Source organism: Sphingomonas sp. UNC305MFCol5.2 (genome assembly GCF_000712135.1).
Taxonomy (GTDB): domain Bacteria; phylum Pseudomonadota; class Alphaproteobacteria; order Sphingomonadales; family Sphingomonadaceae; genus Sphingomonas.
The window spans coordinates 1,023,596-1,043,865 of sequence record NZ_JOOE01000001.1 but is presented as its reverse complement, the minus strand read 5'-3'; the positions used below and the strand labels follow the sequence as shown (position 1 = coordinate 1,043,865).

Annotated in this window: 18 protein-coding genes and 1 pseudogene; 4 read left to right on the top strand and 15 right to left on the bottom strand. The window is 65.1% G+C overall.

The genetic code is table 11. The features are described from left to right. The first annotated feature begins 216 nt into the window (after nucleotides 1-216). Entirely contained in the window at nucleotides 217-1,878 is a 1,662-nt protein-coding gene (gene leuA, locus BR78_RS0105040) for a 2-isopropylmalate synthase (RefSeq protein WP_025561066.1), read from the top strand. 15 nt (nucleotides 1,879-1,893) lie between these two features. Next, nucleotides 1,894-2,979 (top strand): M50 family metallopeptidase, encoded by a 1,086-nt coding sequence (locus BR78_RS0105035; protein ID WP_025561065.1) that lies wholly within the window; start codon nucleotides 1,894-1,896, stop codon nucleotides 2,977-2,979. Nucleotides 2,980-3,058: 79 nt separating this feature from the next. Here the strand turns inward: BR78_RS0105035 and BR78_RS0105025 are convergent, their stop codons facing one another. From BR78_RS0105025 to folE, 5 genes are all read right to left on the bottom strand, one after another. Further along, a complete protein-coding gene (locus BR78_RS0105025; protein ID WP_025561063.1) occupies nucleotides 3,059-3,445 on the bottom strand; it encodes a PRC-barrel domain-containing protein in 387 nt (128 codons plus the stop codon). Between the two features lie 93 nt (nucleotides 3,446-3,538). Continuing rightward, entirely contained in the window at nucleotides 3,539-4,666 is a 1,128-nt protein-coding gene (locus BR78_RS0105020; RefSeq protein WP_025587724.1) for a zinc-binding dehydrogenase, read from the bottom strand. A gap of 17 nt (nucleotides 4,667-4,683) precedes the next feature. After that, nucleotides 4,684-5,037: a dihydroneopterin aldolase gene (locus BR78_RS0105015; RefSeq protein WP_025561223.1), complete on the bottom strand. Its 354-nt coding sequence runs from the start codon at nucleotides 5,035-5,037 to the stop codon at nucleotides 4,684-4,686. Then, complete coding sequence (locus BR78_RS0105010) at nucleotides 5,030-5,800, bottom strand: SDR family oxidoreductase (protein ID WP_025561222.1); 771 nt, start codon at nucleotides 5,798-5,800, stop codon at nucleotides 5,030-5,032. The genes BR78_RS0105015 and BR78_RS0105010 overlap by 8 nt, the downstream gene beginning before the upstream one ends. A gap of 106 nt (nucleotides 5,801-5,906) precedes the next feature. Continuing rightward, complete coding sequence (gene folE / locus BR78_RS0105005) at nucleotides 5,907-6,527, bottom strand: GTP cyclohydrolase I FolE (protein ID WP_025561221.1); 621 nt, start codon at nucleotides 6,525-6,527, stop codon at nucleotides 5,907-5,909. A gap of 232 nt (nucleotides 6,528-6,759) precedes the next feature. Between folE and BR78_RS0105000 the strand changes: the two genes are divergently transcribed. Then, a complete protein-coding gene (locus BR78_RS0105000) occupies nucleotides 6,760-9,435 on the top strand; it encodes a TonB-dependent receptor (RefSeq protein ID WP_029728677.1) in 2,676 nt (891 codons plus the stop codon). A gap of 57 nt (nucleotides 9,436-9,492) precedes the next feature. On the opposite strand, the gene BR78_RS0104995 is transcribed toward BR78_RS0105000, so the two are convergent. The 6 genes and pseudogenes from BR78_RS0104995 to miaA all read right to left on the bottom strand — a co-directional run bounded on the left by BR78_RS0104995 (nucleotide 9,493) and on the right by miaA (nucleotide 14,882). Next, entirely contained in the window at nucleotides 9,493-10,095 is a 603-nt protein-coding gene (locus tag BR78_RS0104995) for a TMEM175 family protein (protein ID WP_029727533.1), read from the bottom strand. 170 nt (nucleotides 10,096-10,265) lie between these two features. Further along, a complete protein-coding gene (gene ilvC / locus BR78_RS0104990) occupies nucleotides 10,266-11,285 on the bottom strand; it encodes a ketol-acid reductoisomerase (protein WP_029935339.1) in 1,020 nt (339 codons plus the stop codon). A gap of 118 nt (nucleotides 11,286-11,403) precedes the next feature. After that, nucleotides 11,404-11,919 carry an acetolactate synthase small subunit gene (gene ilvN / locus BR78_RS0104985; RefSeq protein WP_029728692.1) on the bottom strand — a complete coding sequence of 172 codons (516 nt, stop codon included), beginning with the start codon at nucleotides 11,917-11,919 and terminating at the stop codon, nucleotides 11,404-11,406. A gap of 1 nt (nucleotide 11,920) precedes the next feature. Further along, nucleotides 11,921-12,133, bottom strand: coding sequence for a hypothetical protein (locus BR78_RS0104980; protein ID WP_029728693.1), 213 nt, complete (start codon nucleotides 12,131-12,133; stop codon nucleotides 11,921-11,923). Further along, a pseudogene (locus tag BR78_RS0104975) lies at nucleotides 12,133-13,887 on the bottom strand (acetolactate synthase 3 large subunit); the annotation flags it as partial. The gene BR78_RS0104980 and the pseudogene BR78_RS0104975, both read right to left, overlap by 1 nt. A 68-nt stretch (nucleotides 13,888-13,955) precedes the next feature. Further along, a complete protein-coding gene (miaA, locus tag BR78_RS0104970; RefSeq protein ID WP_029728695.1) occupies nucleotides 13,956-14,882 on the bottom strand; it encodes a tRNA (adenosine(37)-N6)-dimethylallyltransferase MiaA in 927 nt (308 codons plus the stop codon). Here miaA and serB point away from each other — a divergent pair. Then, nucleotides 14,881-15,759, top strand: a complete 879-nt coding sequence (gene serB / locus BR78_RS0104965; protein WP_029728696.1) for a phosphoserine phosphatase SerB — start codon at nucleotides 14,881-14,883, stop codon at nucleotides 15,757-15,759. The two genes, miaA and serB, sit on opposite strands and share 2 nt — an antisense overlap. 41 nt (nucleotides 15,760-15,800) lie before the next feature. Here serB and BR78_RS0104960 read toward each other — a convergent pair whose 3' ends face one another. The 4 genes from BR78_RS0104960 to BR78_RS20830 form a co-directional block, all read right to left on the bottom strand. Then, nucleotides 15,801-17,417, bottom strand: coding sequence for a serine hydrolase domain-containing protein (locus BR78_RS0104960; RefSeq protein ID WP_029728698.1), 1,617 nt, complete (start codon nucleotides 17,415-17,417; stop codon nucleotides 15,801-15,803). 372 nt (nucleotides 17,418-17,789) lie between these two features. Continuing rightward, nucleotides 17,790-18,953, bottom strand: coding sequence for a class I SAM-dependent methyltransferase (locus tag BR78_RS0104955; protein ID WP_231478157.1), 1,164 nt, complete (start codon nucleotides 18,951-18,953; stop codon nucleotides 17,790-17,792). Between the two features lie 28 nt (nucleotides 18,954-18,981). Further along, entirely contained in the window at nucleotides 18,982-19,416 is a 435-nt protein-coding gene (locus BR78_RS0104950; RefSeq protein WP_029728700.1) for a VOC family protein, read from the bottom strand. A 16-nt stretch (nucleotides 19,417-19,432) separates the two neighbouring features. Beyond that, a complete protein-coding gene (locus BR78_RS20830) occupies nucleotides 19,433-20,263 on the bottom strand; it encodes a MipA/OmpV family protein (RefSeq protein WP_156022221.1) in 831 nt (276 codons plus the stop codon). Between the last annotated feature and the right edge of the window lie 7 nt (nucleotides 20,264-20,270).

Genomic DNA, 20,270 nt, shown 5'->3' with positions numbered 1-20,270 from the left:
TTGGCGCTCCGTAGATCAACCATGGTGGACAAAAGCGCCATGTTCGCTAACAGGGGCACCGTGACGAACGCGCTGCGCCTTCTGCGACTTATCCGCCCTTAGGGGCCGAACCGCTGCGCGCGTACGCCTCTAAGGGCAAATGGCCGAGGGCCAAAGAACTTCCAGCACGAACTGGCACGCGCTACGGCGCGTCCGCGATCCCTTGAGAGGCTTCCCATGTTGCGCGACCCGAGCGTAAAATACCGTCCCTTCCCGCAGGTGGACCTGCCCGACCGGCAATGGCCGTCGAAGACGATCACGAAGCCGCCGCGCTGGCTCTCCACCGACATGCGCGACGGCAACCAGGCGCTGATCGATCCGATGGACGGCGAGAAGAAGCAGCGCTTCTTCGACTTGCTGGTGAAGGTGGGTGTCAAGGAGATCGAAGTCGGTTTCCCTAGCGCCGGCGCGACCGAATTCGACTTCATCTCGGGGCTGGTGCGCGACGGGCGCATTCCGGACGACGTGATCGTCCAGGTACTCACCCAATCGCGGCAGGATCTGATCGAGACGAGCTTCCAGAGCCTCAAGGGTGCGAAGAAGGCGATCGTCCATCTCTATAACGCCGTTTCGCCCGCGTGGCGGCGCATCGTGTTCGGGATGAGCCGCGACGAGATCCGCGAGATCGCAGTCGCCGGCGCCAAGGTGCTGCGCGACGAGGCGGCGAAGCAGCCCGATACAGACTGGCATTTCGAGTACAGCCCCGAGACCTTCTCCACCGCCGAGCTCGATTTCTCGGTCGAGGTTTGCGAGGCGGTGATGGAGATATTGCGCCCGACGCCCGAGAAGCCGCTGATCCTCAATCTGCCGGCGACAGTCGAGGCGGCGACGCCCAATATCTACGCCGATCAGATCGAATGGTTCGGGCGCAACATCCGCAACCGCGATTCCGTGGTGATCAGCCTGCACACGCACAACGACCGGGGGACCGGAGTCGCGGCGTCCGAGCTGGGACTGCTCGCCGGCGCGGACCGCGTCGAGGGCTGCCTGTTCGGCAATGGCGAGCGCACGGGCAATGTCGATCTCGTGACGCTGGCGCTCAACATGTACACGCAAGGTGTCGATCCGGGGCTCAACTTCTCGGACATCGACGAGGTCATCCAGACCGTCGAATATTGCAACCAGCTGCCCGTCCACCCGCGCCATCCTTATGCCGGCGAACTGGTGTTCACGGCGTTCTCCGGCAGCCATCAGGACGCGATCAAGAAAGGCTTCGCGGCGCAGGAAGCGCGCAACGACGAACTCTGGGACGTGCCGTATCTGCCGATCGATCCCAAGGATCTGGGGCGCGATTACGAGGCGGTGATCCGGGTCAACTCGCAATCGGGCAAGGGCGGCGTCGCCTGGGTGCTCGAGCAGGATCGCGGGCTCAAGCTGCCGAAGCGAATGCAGGCGGACTTCTCGCGCCACGTCCAGGCGCTGGCGGACGAGACCAGCCGCGAACTCAACGCCGCGGACATCCGGGAGAAGTTCGAGCAGGTCTATCTGCCGGGCGACAAGGATCGCATCGCATTGGTCGATTACGAGGAGACCGGCGCGGCGGGCCAGCGCGTGTTCGTCGGCCGCATCGCGATCGACGGCGTCGAGCAATCGATCTCGGGGCGCGGCAACGGGCTGATCTCGGGCGTGATCGATGCGCTTGCCGGGACCACCGGGCCGTCGCTCGACGTGGTCGATTATAGCGAGCATGCGATCGGCCACGGTGCGGATGCGCAGGCAGCCGCCTATGTCGAATGCCGGACCGAGGATGGGCGGACCGTGTTCGGGGTGGGAATCGATGCCGACATCGCGACGGCGTCGGTGCGGGCGGTATTGAGCGCGGCGAACCGGGCGGCCTGAGCACGGTCAGGCGCAATGCTTTCCGGCATCCTGCGTTGGTCGGCCCTGTGGGTGTTGATCTGGCTCGTCGGCACCGCCTGCGCCTTCATGCTCTATGGCAGCGCCTTCGTGGCGACGCCGACGCTGGTCGCCGCGATCATCTGCACGGTCGTGGGTGGACTGATCGCGACACTGGTTCACGAGGCCGGACACGCCGTAGCGGCGCTGGCGTGTGGGTGGCGGGTAGTGGCCTTCTCGGTGCGGCCGATCGGTCTGCACGTGCCGAGCCGCAGGCTGGTCTGGCTCCCACGAGAGCATCGCAAAGACCTGGGGGGTTATGTCGCCTCGGTTCCGACGACGCTGGCGCGAGGGACAATCGGCCGCTGGATGTGGATCGTGGCGGGCGGTCCGGCGGCATCGCTGCTTTTCGCTGCGATTGCGCTGATATCGCGGGAGACATGGCTGCACGGGCTCGACACGCCGGGACTTATAACGAGCAATTTCGGGTCGGCGCTGGCGATCCAGTCCGGGCTTTCGGCCTTCGGGGCACTGCTGCCCCATGGCCGTAGCGACGGCGCGCAATTGCTCGAAGCGATCCGGAGGGAGCCGGAATGGGTCGCGCATCGCCCCTGCACGTGGTTGCAGACGATGCTCGGTTACAATGTTCGCCTGCGGGACGTCCCGGACTGGCTCGTCGCGGCACACCGTGCAGTGCCGCATCCCGCGCCGCAGGGTGATCAGCATGCGGACGGGATCGATATCGGTCGGGTGCTCGATCGCGATACGTCCGATTATTCGCACGCGCGCATGCTGATCGACGCGTATCGGAAACGCTATGGCGGCGGGGCCTGGCTTGATTCGTGCGACGCCTATCTGGCGGCGATCGGAGAAGGCGATGCCGAGGGCGCCGCGGCGCGGCTTTGGCACGGCGATCCCGATCCGCGCGTGCAGCCGATGCAGCACGCCGCGAAGGCCGCGGTTTTGGCGGTGCAGGCCGACGAGAGGGGCATGCATGCCGAATTGCGCGACATGCGCCGCGCAGTTCGTGCGCAGTCGCCTTATCCCGACGCGACCTTCCGCGACATCGAGCGTGCAATCCGGGGGGCGCTGCGTCCCGCCTAGCGGGTCGGCCCGATATCGACCGCGCGGACGGACACGAACGCGAGGCGGCGCGGCCGGAACCGCGCCGCCTCGGCTGCCATCAGCTATAGGTCAGGCCGTAATAGCCGTAGATGCGCTCGCCATAGGCCTGGTCGAAGGCAGGCGGTTCTTCGGCGGTGTAGCGCGGGGCGGCTTCGAGGGTTTCCTTGTCGATGTCGACGACATAGCCGCCCTGATCGGTGTCGTAGCTGAGCTTTTCCCAAGGCAGCGGATAATAGTCGCTGCCGAGCCCGAACACGCCGCCGAACTGGAGCACGGCGTATTCGACCTGGCCTGAAAACTTGTCGACCATGAAATTGTAGATCGATCCGAGCTTCTCGCCGTCCTCGTCATAGACGGCGGTGCCTTCCACCTTGTTCGACGCGATCAGGGTGTCGGTTTCGTCGGTCGCGATTTCCGTGTCGGCCGTGCTTTCCGTATCGGTCATGGCTCGTCTCCTCGACTCGGCCCCCGCCGCCCTGGCCAGGATGCGCCGGGGCAGTGACTCGGCGATGACAGAACGGCTGGCTCTGCGTGAAGTTCAGCGGCTCGGATCGATCAGATATTTCTCGCCGGTCGCCTTTTTCGCGTAGGCGGCGACCACGGCCGGATCGAGCGCCTCGGTCAGCGAGATCGTGGCGGTGTAATGGCTCGCGAAGGTCGTCTTCAGCTCCGCGGCGACGCGGGCGCGCAGCCGCATCGTGCCTTCCATGCCGAGCTTCATCAGGAACGGCGTGAGCAGGAAGCCGCTGACACTCCAGGCGAATCCGTAGCCGCGGTCGAGCTCGGTGGGCCCGAGGTCGAGCGCGCCGTAGATATAGACCTGCTTGAACGTGGAGGAGCCGTAGCGGCTATATTCGGTCGCGCTGCGGTTGGCCGCGGCTTCCATTGCGTGGAGAATCGCGTTGGCGAGCTTGCCGCCGCCGATCGCGTCGAAGACCAGCGTGGCGCCGGTCTGGGCGATCGCGTCGGTGAGCTTTTCGCGGAAGTCTTCTGCGCTGCTGTCGACGATGTGTCTGGCGCCGATTTCGCGCAGGATCGCGGCCTGCGCATCGTTGCGGACCACGTTCACGAGGGGCACGCCGTCGGCGATGCAGATGCGGTTGAGCATCTGGCCGAGATTGGAGGCGGCGGCGGTGTGGACGAGTGCCTTGTGCCCCTCCATCCGGAGCGTCTCGACCATCGCCAGCGCCGTGAGCGGATTGACGAACATCGATGCCCCGTCGGCTGCGCTCGCGCCCTCGGGCAGCGGGATGCAGTCGCGCGCGGCGATCTTGCGGTACTGCGCATACATCGCGCCGCCGATCATCCCGACCTTCCTGCCGAGCAGACCCGCGACATTCTCACCCGCCTGCACGACGGTGCCGGCGCCTTCGTTGCCGACGGGCAATGGCTGGTCGAGGCGGGCCTTCATCGCGCCCATCCGCGCCTGGGGGATCGCGGCGGTGAGGGTCGGGCGATCCGCACTGCCGCCGGGCTGGAGCGTCGCCATGTCGGCCGGGCCGAGCAGCAGCCCGAGATCCGAGGGATTGATCGGCGCCGCCTCGACACGGACGATGACTTCGTCGGGGCCGGGTGGATCGAGCGTGACGGGCTCGAGGCTGAGCGTCAGCTTCCCGTCGTTCGACACGGTGGAACGCAGTTCGAGTCCGGTGAGGCGATCGGGCATCCTTCTCTCCGTTCCAGTCAATCGCGCAGGCGGACGATCTCGCATCCGATCCGCGCGTCCGGATAAATGTCCAGCTTGGTCGAGCTTACCCGCACTTGATACACCCGGGGGTCGGCAAGCGCGAGCGCGGCGACTTCGTCGCACAGCACTTCCTGCAGCTCGAAATGGCGCGAGGCGGCGAGCGCGAGGATGCGTTCGCGGAGGAAATCATAGTTCACGACGTCTTCGATGCGATCCTGCGGCGCGGTGGCGTAGCGGCAGGCCATCGCGACGCTGAGCACCACGCGCTGCGGTCCGGCGCGCTCCTCGGGGTGGACGCCGAGGCCCATCGTCACTTCGAGCCCGTCGAGCCGGATCGTGTATTCAGGCATCGGGACGCTCGCGACCTTCGAACATCACGTCGCCGTCGCGCGGCAGGAAACGCTGGCCGCAATCGACGAAGATGTTCTGGCCGGTGATGCTGCGCGAAGTGAGCAGATGCTCGACCGTCGCGGCCACGTCGTCGAGCGCTACGGGGCGCTGGAGCAAATTCTGGCGGGCATGTTCCGAGAATTGTTCGGGCGTCTGATCGAGGCTGGGCAAGGTCAGGCCGGGCGACACCGCATTGACGCGGATCCGCGGGCTGAGCGCCTGCGCCATCATCTGCGTCGCGGCGGCGAGCGCGGCCTTGCTGCAGGTATAGGTGAAGAAATCGGGGTTGAGATTGGCGACCTTCTGGTCGAGCAGATTGACCACCGCGCCTTCGTCCATGTCTTCCTGCGCCGCCAGCGCCGAAGCGAGCGCCACCGGCGCGCCGAGGTTCACGCGCATATGCTGGTCGAGCAATGCGAAATCGGTGATCGGGAGCGCATCGAAGACGAATAAAGAGGCATTGTTGACGAGACCGGTGACCGGCCCGCCCAACCCCTCGCGCGCATCGGCGATCAGCGCGGGCGCGGTGGCGGCATCGGCAAGTTCGCCCGTGACCACACAGGCACTGCCGCCCGCCGCGGCGATCGCGTCGCGCAGCGCTTCGGCGTCGTCGGGGGCGTGGTGATGGTGGATCGCTACGGCATGCCCGCGCAGCGCCAGCCGGCGCGCGATCCCCGCGCCGATGCGCCGCGCGCCGCCGGTGACGAGGACGTTCATTGCCATGACGTACTCGTAACCGTTCGCTTCGAGCGAAGTCGAGAAGCCTTCGCTGCACAACCGTTTCTCGACTTCGCTCGAAACGAACGGAGGGAGGGCGCCGCGCTTCCCATCAATAACCCATCAAGGCGAGCACCTCGCGGCGGCTGCGCTCGTCTTCGCGGAACACGCCCATCATCCGGCTGGTGACCATGCCGACGCCGGGGGTGCGCACGCCGCGCGCGGTCATGCAGGCGTGGCTCGCCTCGATCACCACGGCGACACCCACCGGCTCGAGTTCGTTCCAGATGCAATCCGCGACTTCGGCGGTGAGGCGCTCCTGGACCTGCAGGCGGCGTGCGAAGGCGTGGAGCACGCGCGCCAGCTTCGAGATGCCGACGACATGATCCTTCGGCAGGTAGGCGATCGACGCCTTACCGATGATCGGCGCCATATGGTGCTCGCAATGCGACTGGAACGGGATGTCCTTCAGGAGCACGATCTCGTCATAGCCGCCGACTTCCTCGAACACGCGCGAGAGGTGGTGCGCGGGATCCTCTCCATAGCCCTGGCAATATTCCTTCCACGCGCGGGCGACGCGCTGGGGCGTGTCGATCAGGCCTTCGCGGCCGGGATCGTCGCCGGCCCAGCGGATCAGCGTGCGGATCGCATCGGCAACGTCGTCGGGCACGGCGATCTTGGCGGGCGAGGCGACCAGATCGCCATCTTCCGCAGGATCGTGAATTTCCGCCATCTACCCGTCCTTCCTTGCCTTGATCCATTTTACGCTACGGCATGCTTGTCTTCGCCGCGCGGCACCTGTTGCCTATCTGTACCGCCCGGCGAAAAACGGCTGGAAACCGCGAAGTTCCGCGCTGCAATCCCGTTGACGGCTCGAAAAATGCAGCGTTAGTTGCATGCGTAATAAAAGCAACGTCGACACCGGATAAGAGCCGGAGGCGATCAGGAGAGGGGGGACATTACCCATGAAGAAGCTCGATTTGCTCGCGGCGACTGCGCTTGGCTTGCTTTTGGCGATGCCAGCGTTCGCACAGGATACCGCCACAACCACCGACGAAACGCAGACGCAGGAATATCAGAGCGCCAACGACATCGTCGTCACCGCCACCCGGCGTAACGAGACTGTCCAGGACGTGCCGATCGCGATCACTGCGATCGGGCCCGAGCTTCTCCAGAATGCCGGCGTCGACAATGTTCGTGACCTCGAGCAGCTCGCGCCTTCGCTGCAGAGCTCCACCGGTCAGTCTTCGGCGACAGGCACCACCATCTATCTCCGCGGCATAACTACCGGCGGCGACAATCCCGGCTTCGAGCCCGCTGTCGGCGTGTTCATCGACGGCGTGTTCCGCGCCCGCGCCGGCGTGGCGATCTCCGAACTTCCCGAGCTCGAGCGCGTCGAAGTGCTGCGCGGGCCCCAGGGCACCTTGTTCGGCCGCAACACCTCGGCCGGCGCGCTCAGCATCTACACCGCCCAGCCGCAGTTCGAGACCCACGGCTATGTCGAGGGGATGTACGGCAACTACAATGCGTACGGCGTGAAGGGCGCGATCACCGGGCCGGTGAGCCAGTCGCTCGCGCTGCGCCTCGACGCGGGCTATCGCAAACGCGACGGCTATATCAACGACGCGAACAGCGATCGCGCGATCAACGACATCAACCGCTGGAACGTCCGCGGCCAGGCTTTGCTCGACAGCGGCGACATCACTTTCCGCCTGATCGGCGATTATTACGAGACCGACGAGCAATGCTGCGGCGCAGTCTCGGTGGTGCGCGGGCCGCTCGCCCCGGCGATCCAGAGCATCGCGGCGGCGCAAGGGCTGGTCGGTCTCTACACCGGGCCCGGCAGCGATCGAACCCAGGCGATGTCGCCCAACCGCGATTACGCCGAGAAGGTCAAGGACTGGGGCTTCTCGGGCGAACTCAACTGGGATCTGGGCGGGACCAAGCTCACTTCGATCACCGCCTATCGCAACTGGCGTGTGATCCGGAACCAGGACATCGATTTCTCGGGCATCGATCGTGCCTATCGCAACGGCTATCGCAACGAGCTGACCGATTTCACGCAGGAGCTGCGCCTGCAGGGCTCGGCGTTCGGCGACAAGCTCGACTGGCTGATCGGCGGCTTCTACCTGAACGAGACCAACAAGCTGCGCGACGTGGTGCAGATCGGCAATGACGGCAATCGCTATGTCGATACGGTGTTCGCCGGCCAGCTCCGCGCCGGGTTCGGCACGCCGCTGCAATTCTACGGCTCGCTGGGGCCGACGGTGCCGACGGTCGGCGCGGCTCTGCTCAACCCCGCGGTTCCCAACACCTTGCCCGCGCTCACCGCAGCATATGGCGCGCTGGCTCCGCTGGTCGGCTGTTTCCGGGCGCAGGCCGGCACCGCACCGGCCGCCGCCTGCGTGATCCCCAACTATCCGCGCACGCCGATCCCGGGCCTTGCCGCGCTTGCGGCGAGCCCGCTTCCGGGCGCGGTGGCGGGGCAGGGCAACAGCCCCGACGACTTCCGCGTCAAGACCAACGCCTTCGCATTGTTCACGCACAACATCATCAACGTGACCGACAAGCTCTCGGTGACGCTGGGTGCGCGCTGGAACCATGAGAGCAAGGACATGACTGCCTCGATCAACAACAATCTGGGCAGCTGCACCTTCTTCAACCAGGTGCGCGCGGGCAATCCGGCGGCGACCGCCTATGCCAATGTGCTCCGCCAGATCCCTGGGCTGTTCAACAACCTGTTCCTGCTGAGCTGCAACCCGGCGGTGAACACCGAGTTCAACGGCAACTACGAGGACGATTTCACCGACAACGAGATCACCGGCACCGCCAAGCTGGCGTACAAGGTCTCGGACCGGTTGCTCGCTTATGCGAGCTTCGACCATGGCTACAAATCGGGCGGCTATAATCTCGACCAGGCGACGTTCGATTCGGTGCTGCTCGGCGGCAACGGCGCGCAGGGTTCGGACCTGCGCTTCGGCGCGGAAACCAACGACGCCTACGAAATCGGCTTCAAGGCGAGCCCGAGCCGCGAATTCTCGCTGAACGTCGCGGCGTTCTACATGAACTTCTACAATCTCCAGTCGCTGGTATTCTCGGGCAACAATTTCGTCGTCCAGAACGTGCCGAAGAGCGTCAGCAAGGGCATCGAGATCGAATCGACGATCCGCCCGGCCCGGGACCTCACCTTCCAGCTGGGCTACAGCTATATCAGCGCGAAATATTCAGACAGCAACGACTTCACCGGCACGCCGCTCGCCGGGCAGGAGGGGCGGCAGTTCAACAACCAGCCCGAGCACACCGTCACCGTGGCGACGACCTGGACTCCGCCGATCACCAACCGGATCAACGGGCTCTTCCATGTCGACATGCGCTACAACAGCGAAGTGACCATCCCTTCGGGCAACCCCAATCCGGTGACCGGCCGCACGCCGATCAACAATCCGGGCTATCCGCTGATCAGCGCGACGGTCGGGCTCGAATCGTCGGACAAGAGGTGGCGGGCCGAGTTCTTCGTCGAGAACCTCACCAACCAGTTCTACTATATCACCGGCTTCGCGGTGCCCGAGCAGACGGGCAACTATGCCGGCTATCCGGGCTATCCGCGCTTCTTCGGCGGGCGGGTGCGCGTCGGCTTCTGAGGCTCGATCCTCGAACGCGGGCGGCCGGGGAGCGATCCCCGGCCGTTTTGCTTTGCGTCAGCCTTCGAACAGGTGATCGAGCGCGCTGGCGGGCAGGCACCAGAAGATCGCCACCAAAGCCGCGCAGCCGAGGCCGAGCGCGGGGGAGACGAAGGTGAGCGCGATGCCCGAGACATAGACCGCGCTCGCCGCCGCGCCCTTGCGCAGCGCGAGGCGGTGATAGGCTTTCGATTCTTCCGACTGGCTGCCGGTGCGCCGGATCGTGCGCTGCAGCCACATATAGGTGAAGGACGGCAGCAGCATGATGCCCATGTAGACGAGCGTCGCGTCGCGGCTGAAGATCTGCTCGCCCAGATAGGCGGTGCCGAAGGGGATCAGCGACAGCGCGAAGATCAACGCGATGTTCGACCAGAGCAGGCCGTTGGTCACGCGGGTGGCGTGGTGGAACAGCCGGTGATGGTTGACCCAGTAGATCGAGACATAGGCGAAGCTGAGCGCATAGGAGACGAACACCGGCCACAAATGGAGGAGGTTGCCCCAGCCGGGCTCCTCGGGCGCGTGCATTTCGAGCACCATGATCGTCACGACGATCGCGATCACTGCATCGGAATAGGCCTCGACGCGGGTCACGCCGGCGCGGCCCTCGGTTTCTTCGGTCATGGGGGTCCCCTTTTCGATTGTGGGGAGCCTAACCGAAATGGTGAGCGAAATCTGCGTCTCCCTCTCTCCGCTTGCGGGGAGAGGGCCGGGGAGAGGGGGTTATCGAGGGCGCACCGCACTTGCCCCTCTCCCCGGCCCTCTCCCCTGAAGGGGAGAGGGAGAAGAGTTGCTCAGTTCTTGTCTTTGTCGACCAGCTTGTTGGCGCTGATCCACGGCATCATCGCGCGCAGTTCGCTGCCGACCTCTTCGATCTGGTGGCGCTTCGCCGCGATGCGGCTGGCCTTTAGCTCGGGCTGACCGGCGCGGTTGTCGAGGACGAAGTCCTTGACGAAGCGGCCCGACTGGATGTCGGCGAGGACGCGCTTCATTTCCTTCTTGGTCTCTTCGGTGATGATGCGCGGGCCCGTCTTGATGTCGCCATACTCGGCGGTGTTCGAGATCGAATAGCGCATGTTGGCGATGCCGCCCTCGTACATCAGGTCGACGATGAGTTTCAGCTCATGCAGGCACTCGAAATAGGCCATTTCGGGAGCGTAGCCGGCCTCGACCAGCGTCTCGAACCCGGCCTGGACCAATGCAGTGGCGCCGCCGCACAGCACCGCCTGCTCGCCGAACAGATCGGTCTCGCATTCCTCGCGGAAATTGGTCTCGATGATGCCCGAACGGCCGCCGCCGACGCCCGAGGCGTAAGCGAGCGCGACGTCGTGGGCATTGCCCGAGGCGTCCTGGTGGATCGCGATCAGGCAGGGAACGCCGCCGCCGCGGACATATTCGCTGCGCACGGTGTGGCCCGGGCCCTTGGGGGCGATCATGATCACGTCGATGTCGGCGGGCGGCTCGATCAGGCCGAAGTGGACGTTGAGGCCGTGCGCGAAGGCGAGCGCGGCGCCCGGCTTCATATTGCCCTTGAGATCGGCGTCCCAGATGCCGGCCTGATGCTCGTCGGGGGCGAGGATCATCAGGATGTCGGCCCAGCCGGCGGCTTCCTTGTTGCTCAGCACCTTGAAGCCGGCGTCCTCGGCCTTCTTCGCCGAAGCCGAGCCGGGGCGGAGCGCGATCGCGACTTCCTTGACGCCGCTGTCGCGGAGATTCTGCGCATGGGCATGGCCCTGCGAGCCATAGCCGAGGATGGCGATCTTCTTGCCGGTGATCAGGTTCAGATCGGCGTCGCGATCGTAATAGACTTTCATTTCTCTTCCTTTCCGATCGTCATCCCCGCGAAAGCGGGGACCCATCTCCTGCCGGCTCGGCGAGCGGGCACGGTTCGGAGATAGGCCCCCGCTTTCGCGGGGGTGACGGGTAAAAAATTCAGGCCGCCTCGCGGCCCCGTGAAATTGCCACCACGCCGGTGCGTGCGACTTCGACCAGGCCGACCTCGCGCATCAGCTCGACGAACTTGTCGATCTTCTCCGATCCGCCGGTGACTTCGAACACGAAGCTCGAAATCGTCGCGTCGACGACGCGGGCGCGATAGACCTCGGCGAGGCGCAGCGCCTCGATCCGGTGATCGCCGGTGCCTGCGACCTTCACCAGCGCCAGCTCGCGCTCGACATGCGGGCCGAAGGCCGTGAGGTCGGTCACCTTGTGGACCGGCACGAGGCGCTCGAGCTGCGCGATGATCTGCTCCATCACCGCGGCCGAGGCCGACGTCACGATGGTGATGCGACTAATTCGATTGTCCTCGGTGATCTCCGAGACGGTGAGGCTTTCGATATTGTAGCCCCGCGCCGTGAACAGGCCCGCGATCCGGGCGAGGATGCCCGGCTCGTTGTCGACGATCACGGCAAGCGTATGCCGCTCTTTTTGCTCTTCCTTGATGTGCATTTCAGCGAGTCCGTTCGATGGCTTCGAGCCAGTCGTTCCAAAGGGCGATGTCAACGGGCTTGCCGTCGCTTTTCGGCGCTAGCGAACTGAGCAGCATGGCCAGGTCATCGCTCTGCCCGCCATCACGCTCCCGATAGGCATCGAGAAAGTGACGCATTGCCGCAAAGCCGCGCTCGGCCGTCAGCGACGGCATTTCCATTTCGAGCGCAGTCATCAGACCAGTGCCTTGGCTTCGTCGTCCATTTCGCCGGAGACTTCGGCGGCCTGGAGCAGCATTTCGGTATGGGCGGCGCCCGACGGGATCATCGGGAAGCAATTGGCGAGCTTGGCCACCCGGCAATCGACGAGCACCGGCCCGTCATGGGCCAGCATCTCGCTAATGCCCGGCTCGAGCTCCTGCCGGCCCTCGATGCGAATGCCCTTCCAGCCATAGGCCTCGGCGAGCTTGACGAAATCGGGGAGCGCGTCGCTGTAGCTCTCCGAATAACGCGACTGATAGGTCAGCTCCTGCCACTGGCGGACCATGCCCATATATTCGTTGTTGAGGATGAAGATCTTGACCGGCAGGCGATATTGGGTCGCGGTCGCCAGCTCCTGGATGTTCATCTGGATCGACGCCTCGCCGGCGATGTCGATCACCAGCGCGTCCGGATGGCCGAGCTGCGCGCCGATCGCGGCGGGCAGGCCGTAGCCCATCGTGCCGAGGCCGCCCGAGGTCAGCCATTTGTTGGGCGCCTCGAAGCCGAAATGCTGCGCGGCCCACATCTGGTGCTGGCCGACTTCGGTAGTGATGATCGGCGCGCGGTGCTTCGTCGCCTCGTACAGTGCGCGGATCGCGCGCTGCGGCATGATCGCGTCGCCCTTCTCCTCGAAATCGAGGCAGCGGGTCTGGCGCCAGCCGTTGATGCGGTTCCACCATTCGGTGAGGTCGGGCTTCGGGTGCTGACGGGCCCTCCAGCAATCGATCATCTCGCGGAGCGCGATGCCGACATCGCCGATGATCGGCAGGTCGACGCGGACATTCTTGTTCACGCTCGACCGGTCGATGTCGATGTGCACTTTCCGGGAGTTCGGCGCGAACGCGTCGAGCCGGCCGGTGACGCGATCGTCGAAACGCGCGCCGAAGGCGATGATCAGGTCCGCCTTGTTCATCGCCCAATTGGCTTCGTAGGTGCCGTGCATGCCGAGCATGCCCAGCCACTGGTCCGACGAGGCGGGCAGGGCGCCCAGGCCCATCAGCGTCGAGGTGACCGGCGCGCCCGTCATCGCCGCGAGTTCGCGCAGCAGCTTCGAGGCCTCGGGACCCGAATTGATGATCCCGCCGCCGGTGTAGAAGACCGGGCGCTCGGCGGCGGCGAGCATGTCGACCGCTTCCTGGATCTTCGCGGCATCGGGCTGGGTCTGCGGACGATAGGTCTTGTGCTGGATCGGACCCGGCGCCTCGTAGCGCGCAGTGGCGACCTGCACGTCCTTGGGGATGTCGACGACCACCGGTCCGGGGCGGCCCGAAGTGGCGATGTGGAACGCCTCGTGGATGATGCTGCCGAGCGTCTCGGGGCCCTTCACGAGGTAATTATGCTTTGTGCAGTGCCGCGTGATGCCGACCGTGTCGGCCTCCTGGAATGCGTCGGTGCCGATCAAAGCGGTCGGGACCTGGCCGGTGATCACGACCATCGGGATCGAATCCATCAGCGCATCGGTGATCCCGGTGACGGCGTTGGTCGCGCCCGGGCCCGAAGTGACGAGCACGACACCGGGCTTGCCGGTCGAGCGGGCATAGCCCTCCGCGGCGTGGGTCGCGGCCTGCTCGTGACGGACGAGGACGTGCTTGATGCGGTCCTGCTTGAAGAGCGCGTCGTAAATCGGAAGCACCGCGCCACCGGGATAGCCGAAGATGACCTCCACACCGAGGTCGCTCAACGCCTCGATCAGGATGTCTGCTCCGCTCTTCTCGGTCACGTCTGCCTCCTTTTGCTGCGTTGCCGCACAACGCCGGGATTGGCGCTGCTAACGGCAATAAAATGGCACGTCAAGCACTATATGAGAAATTTAGTTTCAATTATTCCCAATAATACCTTTGTTTCTGTCGCGCTGCTGCGTTCCCAGTGGGGCGGCGGCTGGCGGCGGAACCACGTATACTGGCGTTTGGCATATTGTCGCGTGGCAAGTGCACCGGCGGCGGCGGCCTGAACGACATCGGTTTCGCCCGCGAACAGCGCGCGCAGTTCGGGAACGCCGATCGCGCGCAGTACGGGAGCGTCGGCCGGAATGTCGGTGCGGGCGAGCAGGGCGCTCGCCTCGGCGCGTCCCTGATCGAGCATGTCGGCGAAGCGCCGGTCGATGCGTTCGCCGAGCCAGTCGCGGTCGGGGAGGAGGATGAGCGGGGCGAGGCGGACCTCGCTTTCGATCCCGCCGAGCCGCCGGGTCTGCCAATGCGAGAGCGGCTTGCCGGTGGCGCGTACGACTTCGAGCGCGCGGGCGACGCGGGTGGTGTCGGTCGGGTTGAGCTTCGCCGCGGCTTCAGGATCGGCGGCGGCGAGCTGGGCGTGCGCTTCGGCCACCGGCAGCGCGCGCACTTGCTTTCGTATGGCCGGATCGATTTCGGGCACCGGCGCTATGCCCTCCAGCAAAGTGCGCAGATACATGCCGGTGCCGCCGACAAGGATGGGCAGGCGTCCCTCGTCATGCGCTTCGGTGATGGCGGCGCGCGCTTCGGCTGCCCAGCGCGCCGCCGAATAAGCGTCGGCGCCGTCGACATGGCCGAACAGCCGGTGGGGCACGCGCGATTCCTCGTCGACCGTCGGGCGAGCGGTCAGGATGCGCAGATCGGCATACACCTGCATCGAATCGGCGTTGATCACGGTGCCCCGGTGCTTTTCGGCGAGCGCGAGCGCGAGCGCGGACTTGCCGCTCGCCGTCGGCCCTGCGATGAGCGCCACCGTTGGCAGGTCAGGGGATCCCATGTTCATCGCGACGCTCATAGCAGACGGCCTCGGCGCGGGGCAGCTTTCCGAAGCCGCCGATCGGTTGGCGGGTGTCGATTGTGCGCCAGGGGCGTGGCACTGGATCGATCAGGGCAAAGCGGCGGACCTGTTGTTCGTATCGCATCCGGGCGCGGCGCGTGCGGCACTGGAGGGCGCGTTTCCGGCGACCGATGTGATCGTCCAGCCGCAGGAGGGTCGGAGCAAGAAACTGCTCGTCGCCGACATGGATTCGACGATGATCACAGTCGAATGCATCGACGAACTCGCCGATTATGCCGGGATCAAGAGCCGGATCGCCGAAGTGACCGAGCGGGCGATGAAAGGCGAGCTCGACTTCGCCGAGGCGCTCGACGCCCGCGTGGCGTTGCTGGAGGGGCTCGAGGAAAGTGCGATCGACCGCTGCCTCGCCGAGCGCGTCAAGCTGATGCCGGGCGCGAAGGCGCTGGTACGGACGATGCGCGCGCGGGGCGCAACGACGATCCTCGTCTCGGGCGGATTCACGCGCTTCGCCGAGCCGGTGGGTTCCGAGATCGGCTTCGATCGGGTGATCGCCAACCGGCTCGAGATCGGCGATGCGAAGCTGACCGGGAAGGTCACGAAGCCGATCGTCGACAGCAGCACCAAGGAAACCACGTTGCTGGGCGCGCTGGCTGAGCTGGGCCTGCCGGCCGAGGCATCGATCGCCGTGGGCGACGGCGCGAACGACCTCGCGATGATCCGGCAGGCAGGCCTGGGCGTGGCCTATCACGCCAAGCCGATCGTCGCGGCAGCGGCGGGTGCGCGGATCGATCATAATGACTTGACGGCGTTGCTCTATGCGCAAGGGATCGCGGCGAAGGATTGGGTCGCGGACTGATTTTTAGCGCCGCGGCGGGGGATGGCGGACGTCGCGTCGCCTCAGCGTTTCGAGGCGGCTCCCGCGAGGATGGCGAGCTTGCGGTCGAATTCACCGCCGTCGTTGGCGAGGCGCGAGATGCGTGCCGAATGCCACAAATGCCGCCGCCCGGCTTCGAGCTGTCCCGCCTTCAGCTCGTAAGCGGCAAGCCGTTCGCAGGCCTGCGCCTTCATCGGTTCGTCGTCGAAACCATCCCGATCGCACGACAACGCGTACAGCTTCATCGCGCCTTCCCGGTCTCCCAGCTTCTCCAATACCTCGCCGCTCCACAATGGCGTCACGGGACGGCGGTCGGCGTCGAGATCGAAACGTGCGAGCAACTGGCGCGCCGTCGGTGTCAGCCGAGGCGAGGTGACGTCCGACAAAAGCCGCAGCATGTAGACGTCGGGCTGCGCGAACCGTTCGGGCGCCACCTGCAACAGGAGCTCGCTCAGGGCGACTGCGCGATCGCCACCCTCGCCGGTCATGCGTCCCCGAAACGCCTGGAGCAGCGCCTCGTCGAGCAACTGCTCCACCGCCATCGGCGCCGGCTTCGCGCCGATGGCGCGTGCAACCTCTGCCATCGGCCGATCGAAGTCGATCGCCTTGCCGCCCATCACCCAGCTATCGAAGAATGCCAGGCCGAAAGGCTGACGCAACACGTCTGCATAATCGAGCTGCGCCAGCGCGGACGGCGTGTCCGCATTGGCGAGGAAAATGAAAGTCAGCTTCCTGTCCGGCACCCGCAGGAACAGTGCGGACTCGGCCTGGCCATAGCCGAAGACCCAATGCAGGCGCGTCCCCGCGCTCACCTGCGTGAACCAGCCATAGCCGTAAGGATGCCCGTTCCGCGGCGTCGTCAGGCGATCATAGGCGGCTTGGCCGATCAGCGTGTTGCGATCGAGCGCGGCGGCATATTTGGCCAGGTCGTCGATCGTCGAGATCAGTCCCGAGGCAGGATAGGCTGCGTCCCAGTCGTAAGGCCGCTCGATATAGTTCCAGCCCCTCGGGGAGCTTTCGGCCTGGTAGCGCCTGACGGCACGGGGCGCGAGCGGATTGTCCTTCTGGTATCCTGTCATCGTGTCGGTCATGCCGAGCGGGGTCAGGATCCGCTGACGGTTCTGCACCACATAGCTTTGCGGCGAAGCCGTGGCGCTGATCTTGTCGAAAAGGCCCGACAGGAGATTGAAGCGGGCGCCGTTATAGACATAGGTCTCGCCCGGGCGCCCACCCGAGCTCATGCTGAGCACATCGCCGAGCGTGATGTTGGGATCGCCAACGCCTTCCGGGGGATGCCAGCCGGTGTTGAGCGGATAAGCGAGCAGCGGATCCTCCAGCCGGATCTTTCCCTCCGCCTCCAGCTGGCTGAGGATGATCCCGGTCATGGACTTGGTGACCGAGGCGATGCCGAACAACGAGTTGGGCATAATCGGCGCACTTGAGCCGCGGTCCGTAACGCCTTCCTGATGGCGATAGACGATCTTACCGTCTCGCACGACGGCGGCGCTGAAGCCCGGCAGCCCGAGCTGGACTGCGATGCGATGCAGGCGGGCGGTGAATTCGGCGTCGCGGGGCTGCGCCTGAACGGGCGAGGCGAGGCAAGTGATCCCAAGCGCCAGGATCCAGAACCGCAAGCGCATGCATGTTTCCCCTATCCGATTCGGAACCGAAACATGCCGTACAATGAAACCGGTTACAATATCACGGCTCAACCCCCGCGCCGTGTTCAATGGGTTCGCATCTCGAACCGGATCTTACCGATTCACTGCTCCGCTCTTGCGGTCCGTGGAACACCGCCTCGATATTGTTGCCGTCGGGGTCGGGCAGGAAGGCGGCGTAATGGCCGGGGTGATAGGTGAAACGCCTCGACCATCGTCTTGTCCTTCGCCCGGAAGGCGAGGTCGTGCCCGGGCGCGCGGATCGATCATAATGACCTGATGGCGTTGCTTTAAGCGCAAGAGATTGCGAAGGATTGGGTGACCAGCTGAGCGGATCGCATAGGTGCTGCGAGATCAGCGTGCCTCCAGCACCATGTTGAAGGGACCCTCCGTCGCGCGCCGGACGGTCTCGAAACCACCCTCCTCGATGATCCGGCTAAGCCTGGCTTCCCCTGCCTGCGCGCCGAGAGCTTCGCCAACCTCCTGATCGAGCGAGGTAGGCACGCAGATCATCGTCGAGGCATTATAGTATAGCCGCCCGACCGGATTCATATTGTCGGCCGGCACATCACCGGCGATCGGCTCGACGATCATCCAAACGCCGTCCGGTGCGAGAATTCGGCGCATATGCGCGGCGCATCCGCGTGGATCGCCCATATCGTGCAGGCAATCATACATCGTGACCAGATCAAAGCCGTCCTCGGCGATTTCCTTCGCCTTGGCTACTTCGAAGCGCACGCGATCGCCGAGACCATGTCGTTCGGCATGGCGTCGCGCCTCTTCGATCGAAGGTTCGTGGAAATCGAAGCCCACGAACTGGCTCTCGGGATACGCCTCGGCCATCAGCAATGTCGAAAAACCCACCCCGCAACCGACATCGGCTGTTTTGGCACCGGTGCGAAGCCGTTCCTCGATACCGTCGAGCGCGGGAATCCAGTTCTGTACGATGTTGTTGACGTAGCCAGGCCGGAAGAATGCTCCCGTCGCGCAGAACAGGCAGCCGGCGTGATCGCCCCACCGTACTCCTGTGCCTTGCCGGAAACACTCCTCGACCTTCGCTTCGGCCTCGATCATCGCCGCCACAAGCTCGAATGCGCCGGCAAGGTAGACCGGACTTTCCCGGTTCGCGAACACCATGGCCTGTTCGGGCGACAGGCTGAACCGGTCCGTGACCGGATCAAAATCGACATAGCCGTTCGCCGCCTGGGCAAGCGCCCATTCGCGCACATAGCGTTGGTGAAGCCCGCCCGCTCTTTGTGCGAGTTCGGAGGCGGTGGCGGGCGCATTGTCCAGTGCATCGAACAATCCCAGCCGGAGACCCACGCGAACGGTCGGTACGCTCATCGCGCCGCCGAGATCGTTCAGCATCTTTCCCACGAAAGCGTGAAGTTTGGTTTCGTCGATAGGTGGCGACATCGGCTCGCTCCTTTCCCTGCAGTCGGATCGACTCTCCAGGGGGCTCGATGCGGAACGATATATCACAATCTTCAAGGTGCGGAAACGTGACCGAGAGTGCACCCGGTCGGTATTGCCTGGTGCGTCAGTCTCACCCCTCGAAGGTGATTTTCACCGATCCACCGCTGCGCTCATGGGGCCCATGGAACACCGCCTCTATATTGTTGCCGTCGGGATCGAGCAGGAAGGCGGCGTAATAGCCCGGGTGATAGGGGCGTTCGCCAGGCGGGCCGTTGTCAGTGCCACCGGCGGCGAGGCCGGCGCAGTGGAACGCTTCGACCATTGTGTTGTCCTTCGCCTGGAAGGCGAGGTGGTGGCGGCCGGTGAGCTTGCCCTGCGCGGCTTCGCTGTCGGCGGACGAGACGAACAGCTCGTCAGCCCAGAAATAGTCGTCGGCCTCGCCGCCGATGGGCACGCCGAGCACGTCGAACACGGCTTCGTAGAAACGGCGGCTGGCGGCGAGGTCGGCAACGACCAGCTGGATATGGTCGATCAGCCGACCGCGGTGCAGTTCCATTGTTTCCATGTCGAACCTCCTCGCTTCAGCGGTGGATCCCGGTGTCGAAAGTGAAGGTCAGCGCCACACCGCCCGAAAACTGGTTCCGCGAGCCGATCGTTCGGACGATCGGGGAGTCGGCGGCGTCGGCGACGAGGCGGTCGTATTTGGCATAACCGTAGAGCCCCCAGTGCCGATCCAGCTGGTAGAGCGTCGTGGCGGCGGCGCCGAACGAATGCACGCCGCCGTCAGGGGCGTATACGGGGAGGCCGGTCCGCGCGCTCGCCGCGGGGTTCACGCCGAAATAGGCCTGCTGGTATTTGCGATCGGCGAGCGTGAAGCGCGGCCCGACCGAGAACAGCCATTTGTCGCCGTCGCGCGCGACGTAATCGAGCATCACGTCGCTCACCAGGCCCTTATGGCCGGTCACGCCTTTGCGCAGCTCGCCGCGCGCGCGGATCGAAGAACCCAGCCAGACGTCGACGAAGCCGCCCGCCTCGATGCTCGTCCCCACTTCGTCGACCGGAAGATCGGTCTCCTTGCGCCTTCGGCTTCCCTCGAGCTGGATTGCGGGGCCGAACGCAAATCCCGTACCCTTGATCAGCGAGGAAGAGACACTCTGATCAGCCGCTTCATATTCGAATGGCCTGTCGCCGCGCGTGATCGAGACGTCGACGAACGGAAGCAGGAACACTTCGTTCGAACCGGGAAAGCGTGGCTGCAGCTGCGGGCCCAGCGCGAGACGCGCCCTGATCGGCTCCTTGTCTGTGCGAGCCTCCGGCGCGGGCGCCGGTTCCTCGGGAGCATTCTGGGCGGCTACGCCGGAGGCGAAGAGAAGCGCGGGAGTGGCAGCGATGGCCAACAGGGCTTTGATCATGGGCGCG

Excerpts from the sequence above, each read along its gene's own strand:
- BR78_RS0104980 (WP_029728693.1), bottom strand. The coding sequence starts at position 12,133 with ATGACTGCGCTCGAAATGGAAATGCCGTCGCTGACGGCCGAGCGCGGC.
- BR78_RS0105025 (WP_025561063.1), bottom strand. The coding sequence starts at position 3,445 with ATGACCGATACGGAAAGCACGGCCGACACGGAAATCGCGACCGACGAA.
- BR78_RS0105010 (WP_025561222.1), bottom strand. The coding sequence starts at position 5,800 with ATGGCAATGAACGTCCTCGTCACCGGCGGCGCGCGGCGCATCGGCGCG.
- BR78_RS0105020 (WP_025587724.1), bottom strand. The coding sequence starts at position 4,666 with ATGCCCGATCGCCTCACCGGACTCGAACTGCGTTCCACCGTGTCGAAC.
- BR78_RS0104960 (WP_029728698.1), bottom strand. The coding sequence starts at position 17,417 with ATGCGCTTGCGGTTCTGGATCCTGGCGCTTGGGATCACTTGCCTCGCC.
- BR78_RS0104995 (WP_029727533.1), bottom strand. The coding sequence starts at position 10,095 with ATGACCGAAGAAACCGAGGGCCGCGCCGGCGTGACCCGCGTCGAGGCC.
- leuA (WP_025561066.1), top strand. The coding sequence starts at position 217 with ATGTTGCGCGACCCGAGCGTAAAATACCGTCCCTTCCCGCAGGTGGAC.
- miaA (WP_029728695.1), bottom strand. The coding sequence starts at position 14,882 with ATGGGATCCCCTGACCTGCCAACGGTGGCGCTCATCGCAGGGCCGACG.
- BR78_RS0105035 (WP_025561065.1), top strand. The coding sequence starts at position 1,894 with ATGCTTTCCGGCATCCTGCGTTGGTCGGCCCTGTGGGTGTTGATCTGG.
- serB (WP_029728696.1), top strand. The coding sequence starts at position 14,881 with ATGTTCATCGCGACGCTCATAGCAGACGGCCTCGGCGCGGGGCAGCTT.
- folE (WP_025561221.1), bottom strand. The coding sequence starts at position 6,527 with ATGGCGGAAATTCACGATCCTGCGGAAGATGGCGATCTGGTCGCCTCG.
- BR78_RS20830 (WP_156022221.1), bottom strand. The coding sequence starts at position 20,263 with ATGATCAAAGCCCTGTTGGCCATCGCTGCCACTCCCGCGCTTCTCTTC.
- BR78_RS0105000 (WP_029728677.1), top strand. The coding sequence starts at position 6,760 with ATGAAGAAGCTCGATTTGCTCGCGGCGACTGCGCTTGGCTTGCTTTTG.
- ilvC (WP_029935339.1), bottom strand. The coding sequence starts at position 11,285 with ATGAAAGTCTATTACGATCGCGACGCCGATCTGAACCTGATCACCGGC.
- BR78_RS0105015 (WP_025561223.1), bottom strand. The coding sequence starts at position 5,037 with ATGCCTGAATACACGATCCGGCTCGACGGGCTCGAAGTGACGATGGGC.
- ilvN (WP_029728692.1), bottom strand. The coding sequence starts at position 11,919 with ATGCACATCAAGGAAGAGCAAAAAGAGCGGCATACGCTTGCCGTGATC.
- BR78_RS0104950 (WP_029728700.1), bottom strand. The coding sequence starts at position 19,416 with ATGGAAACAATGGAACTGCACCGCGGTCGGCTGATCGACCATATCCAG.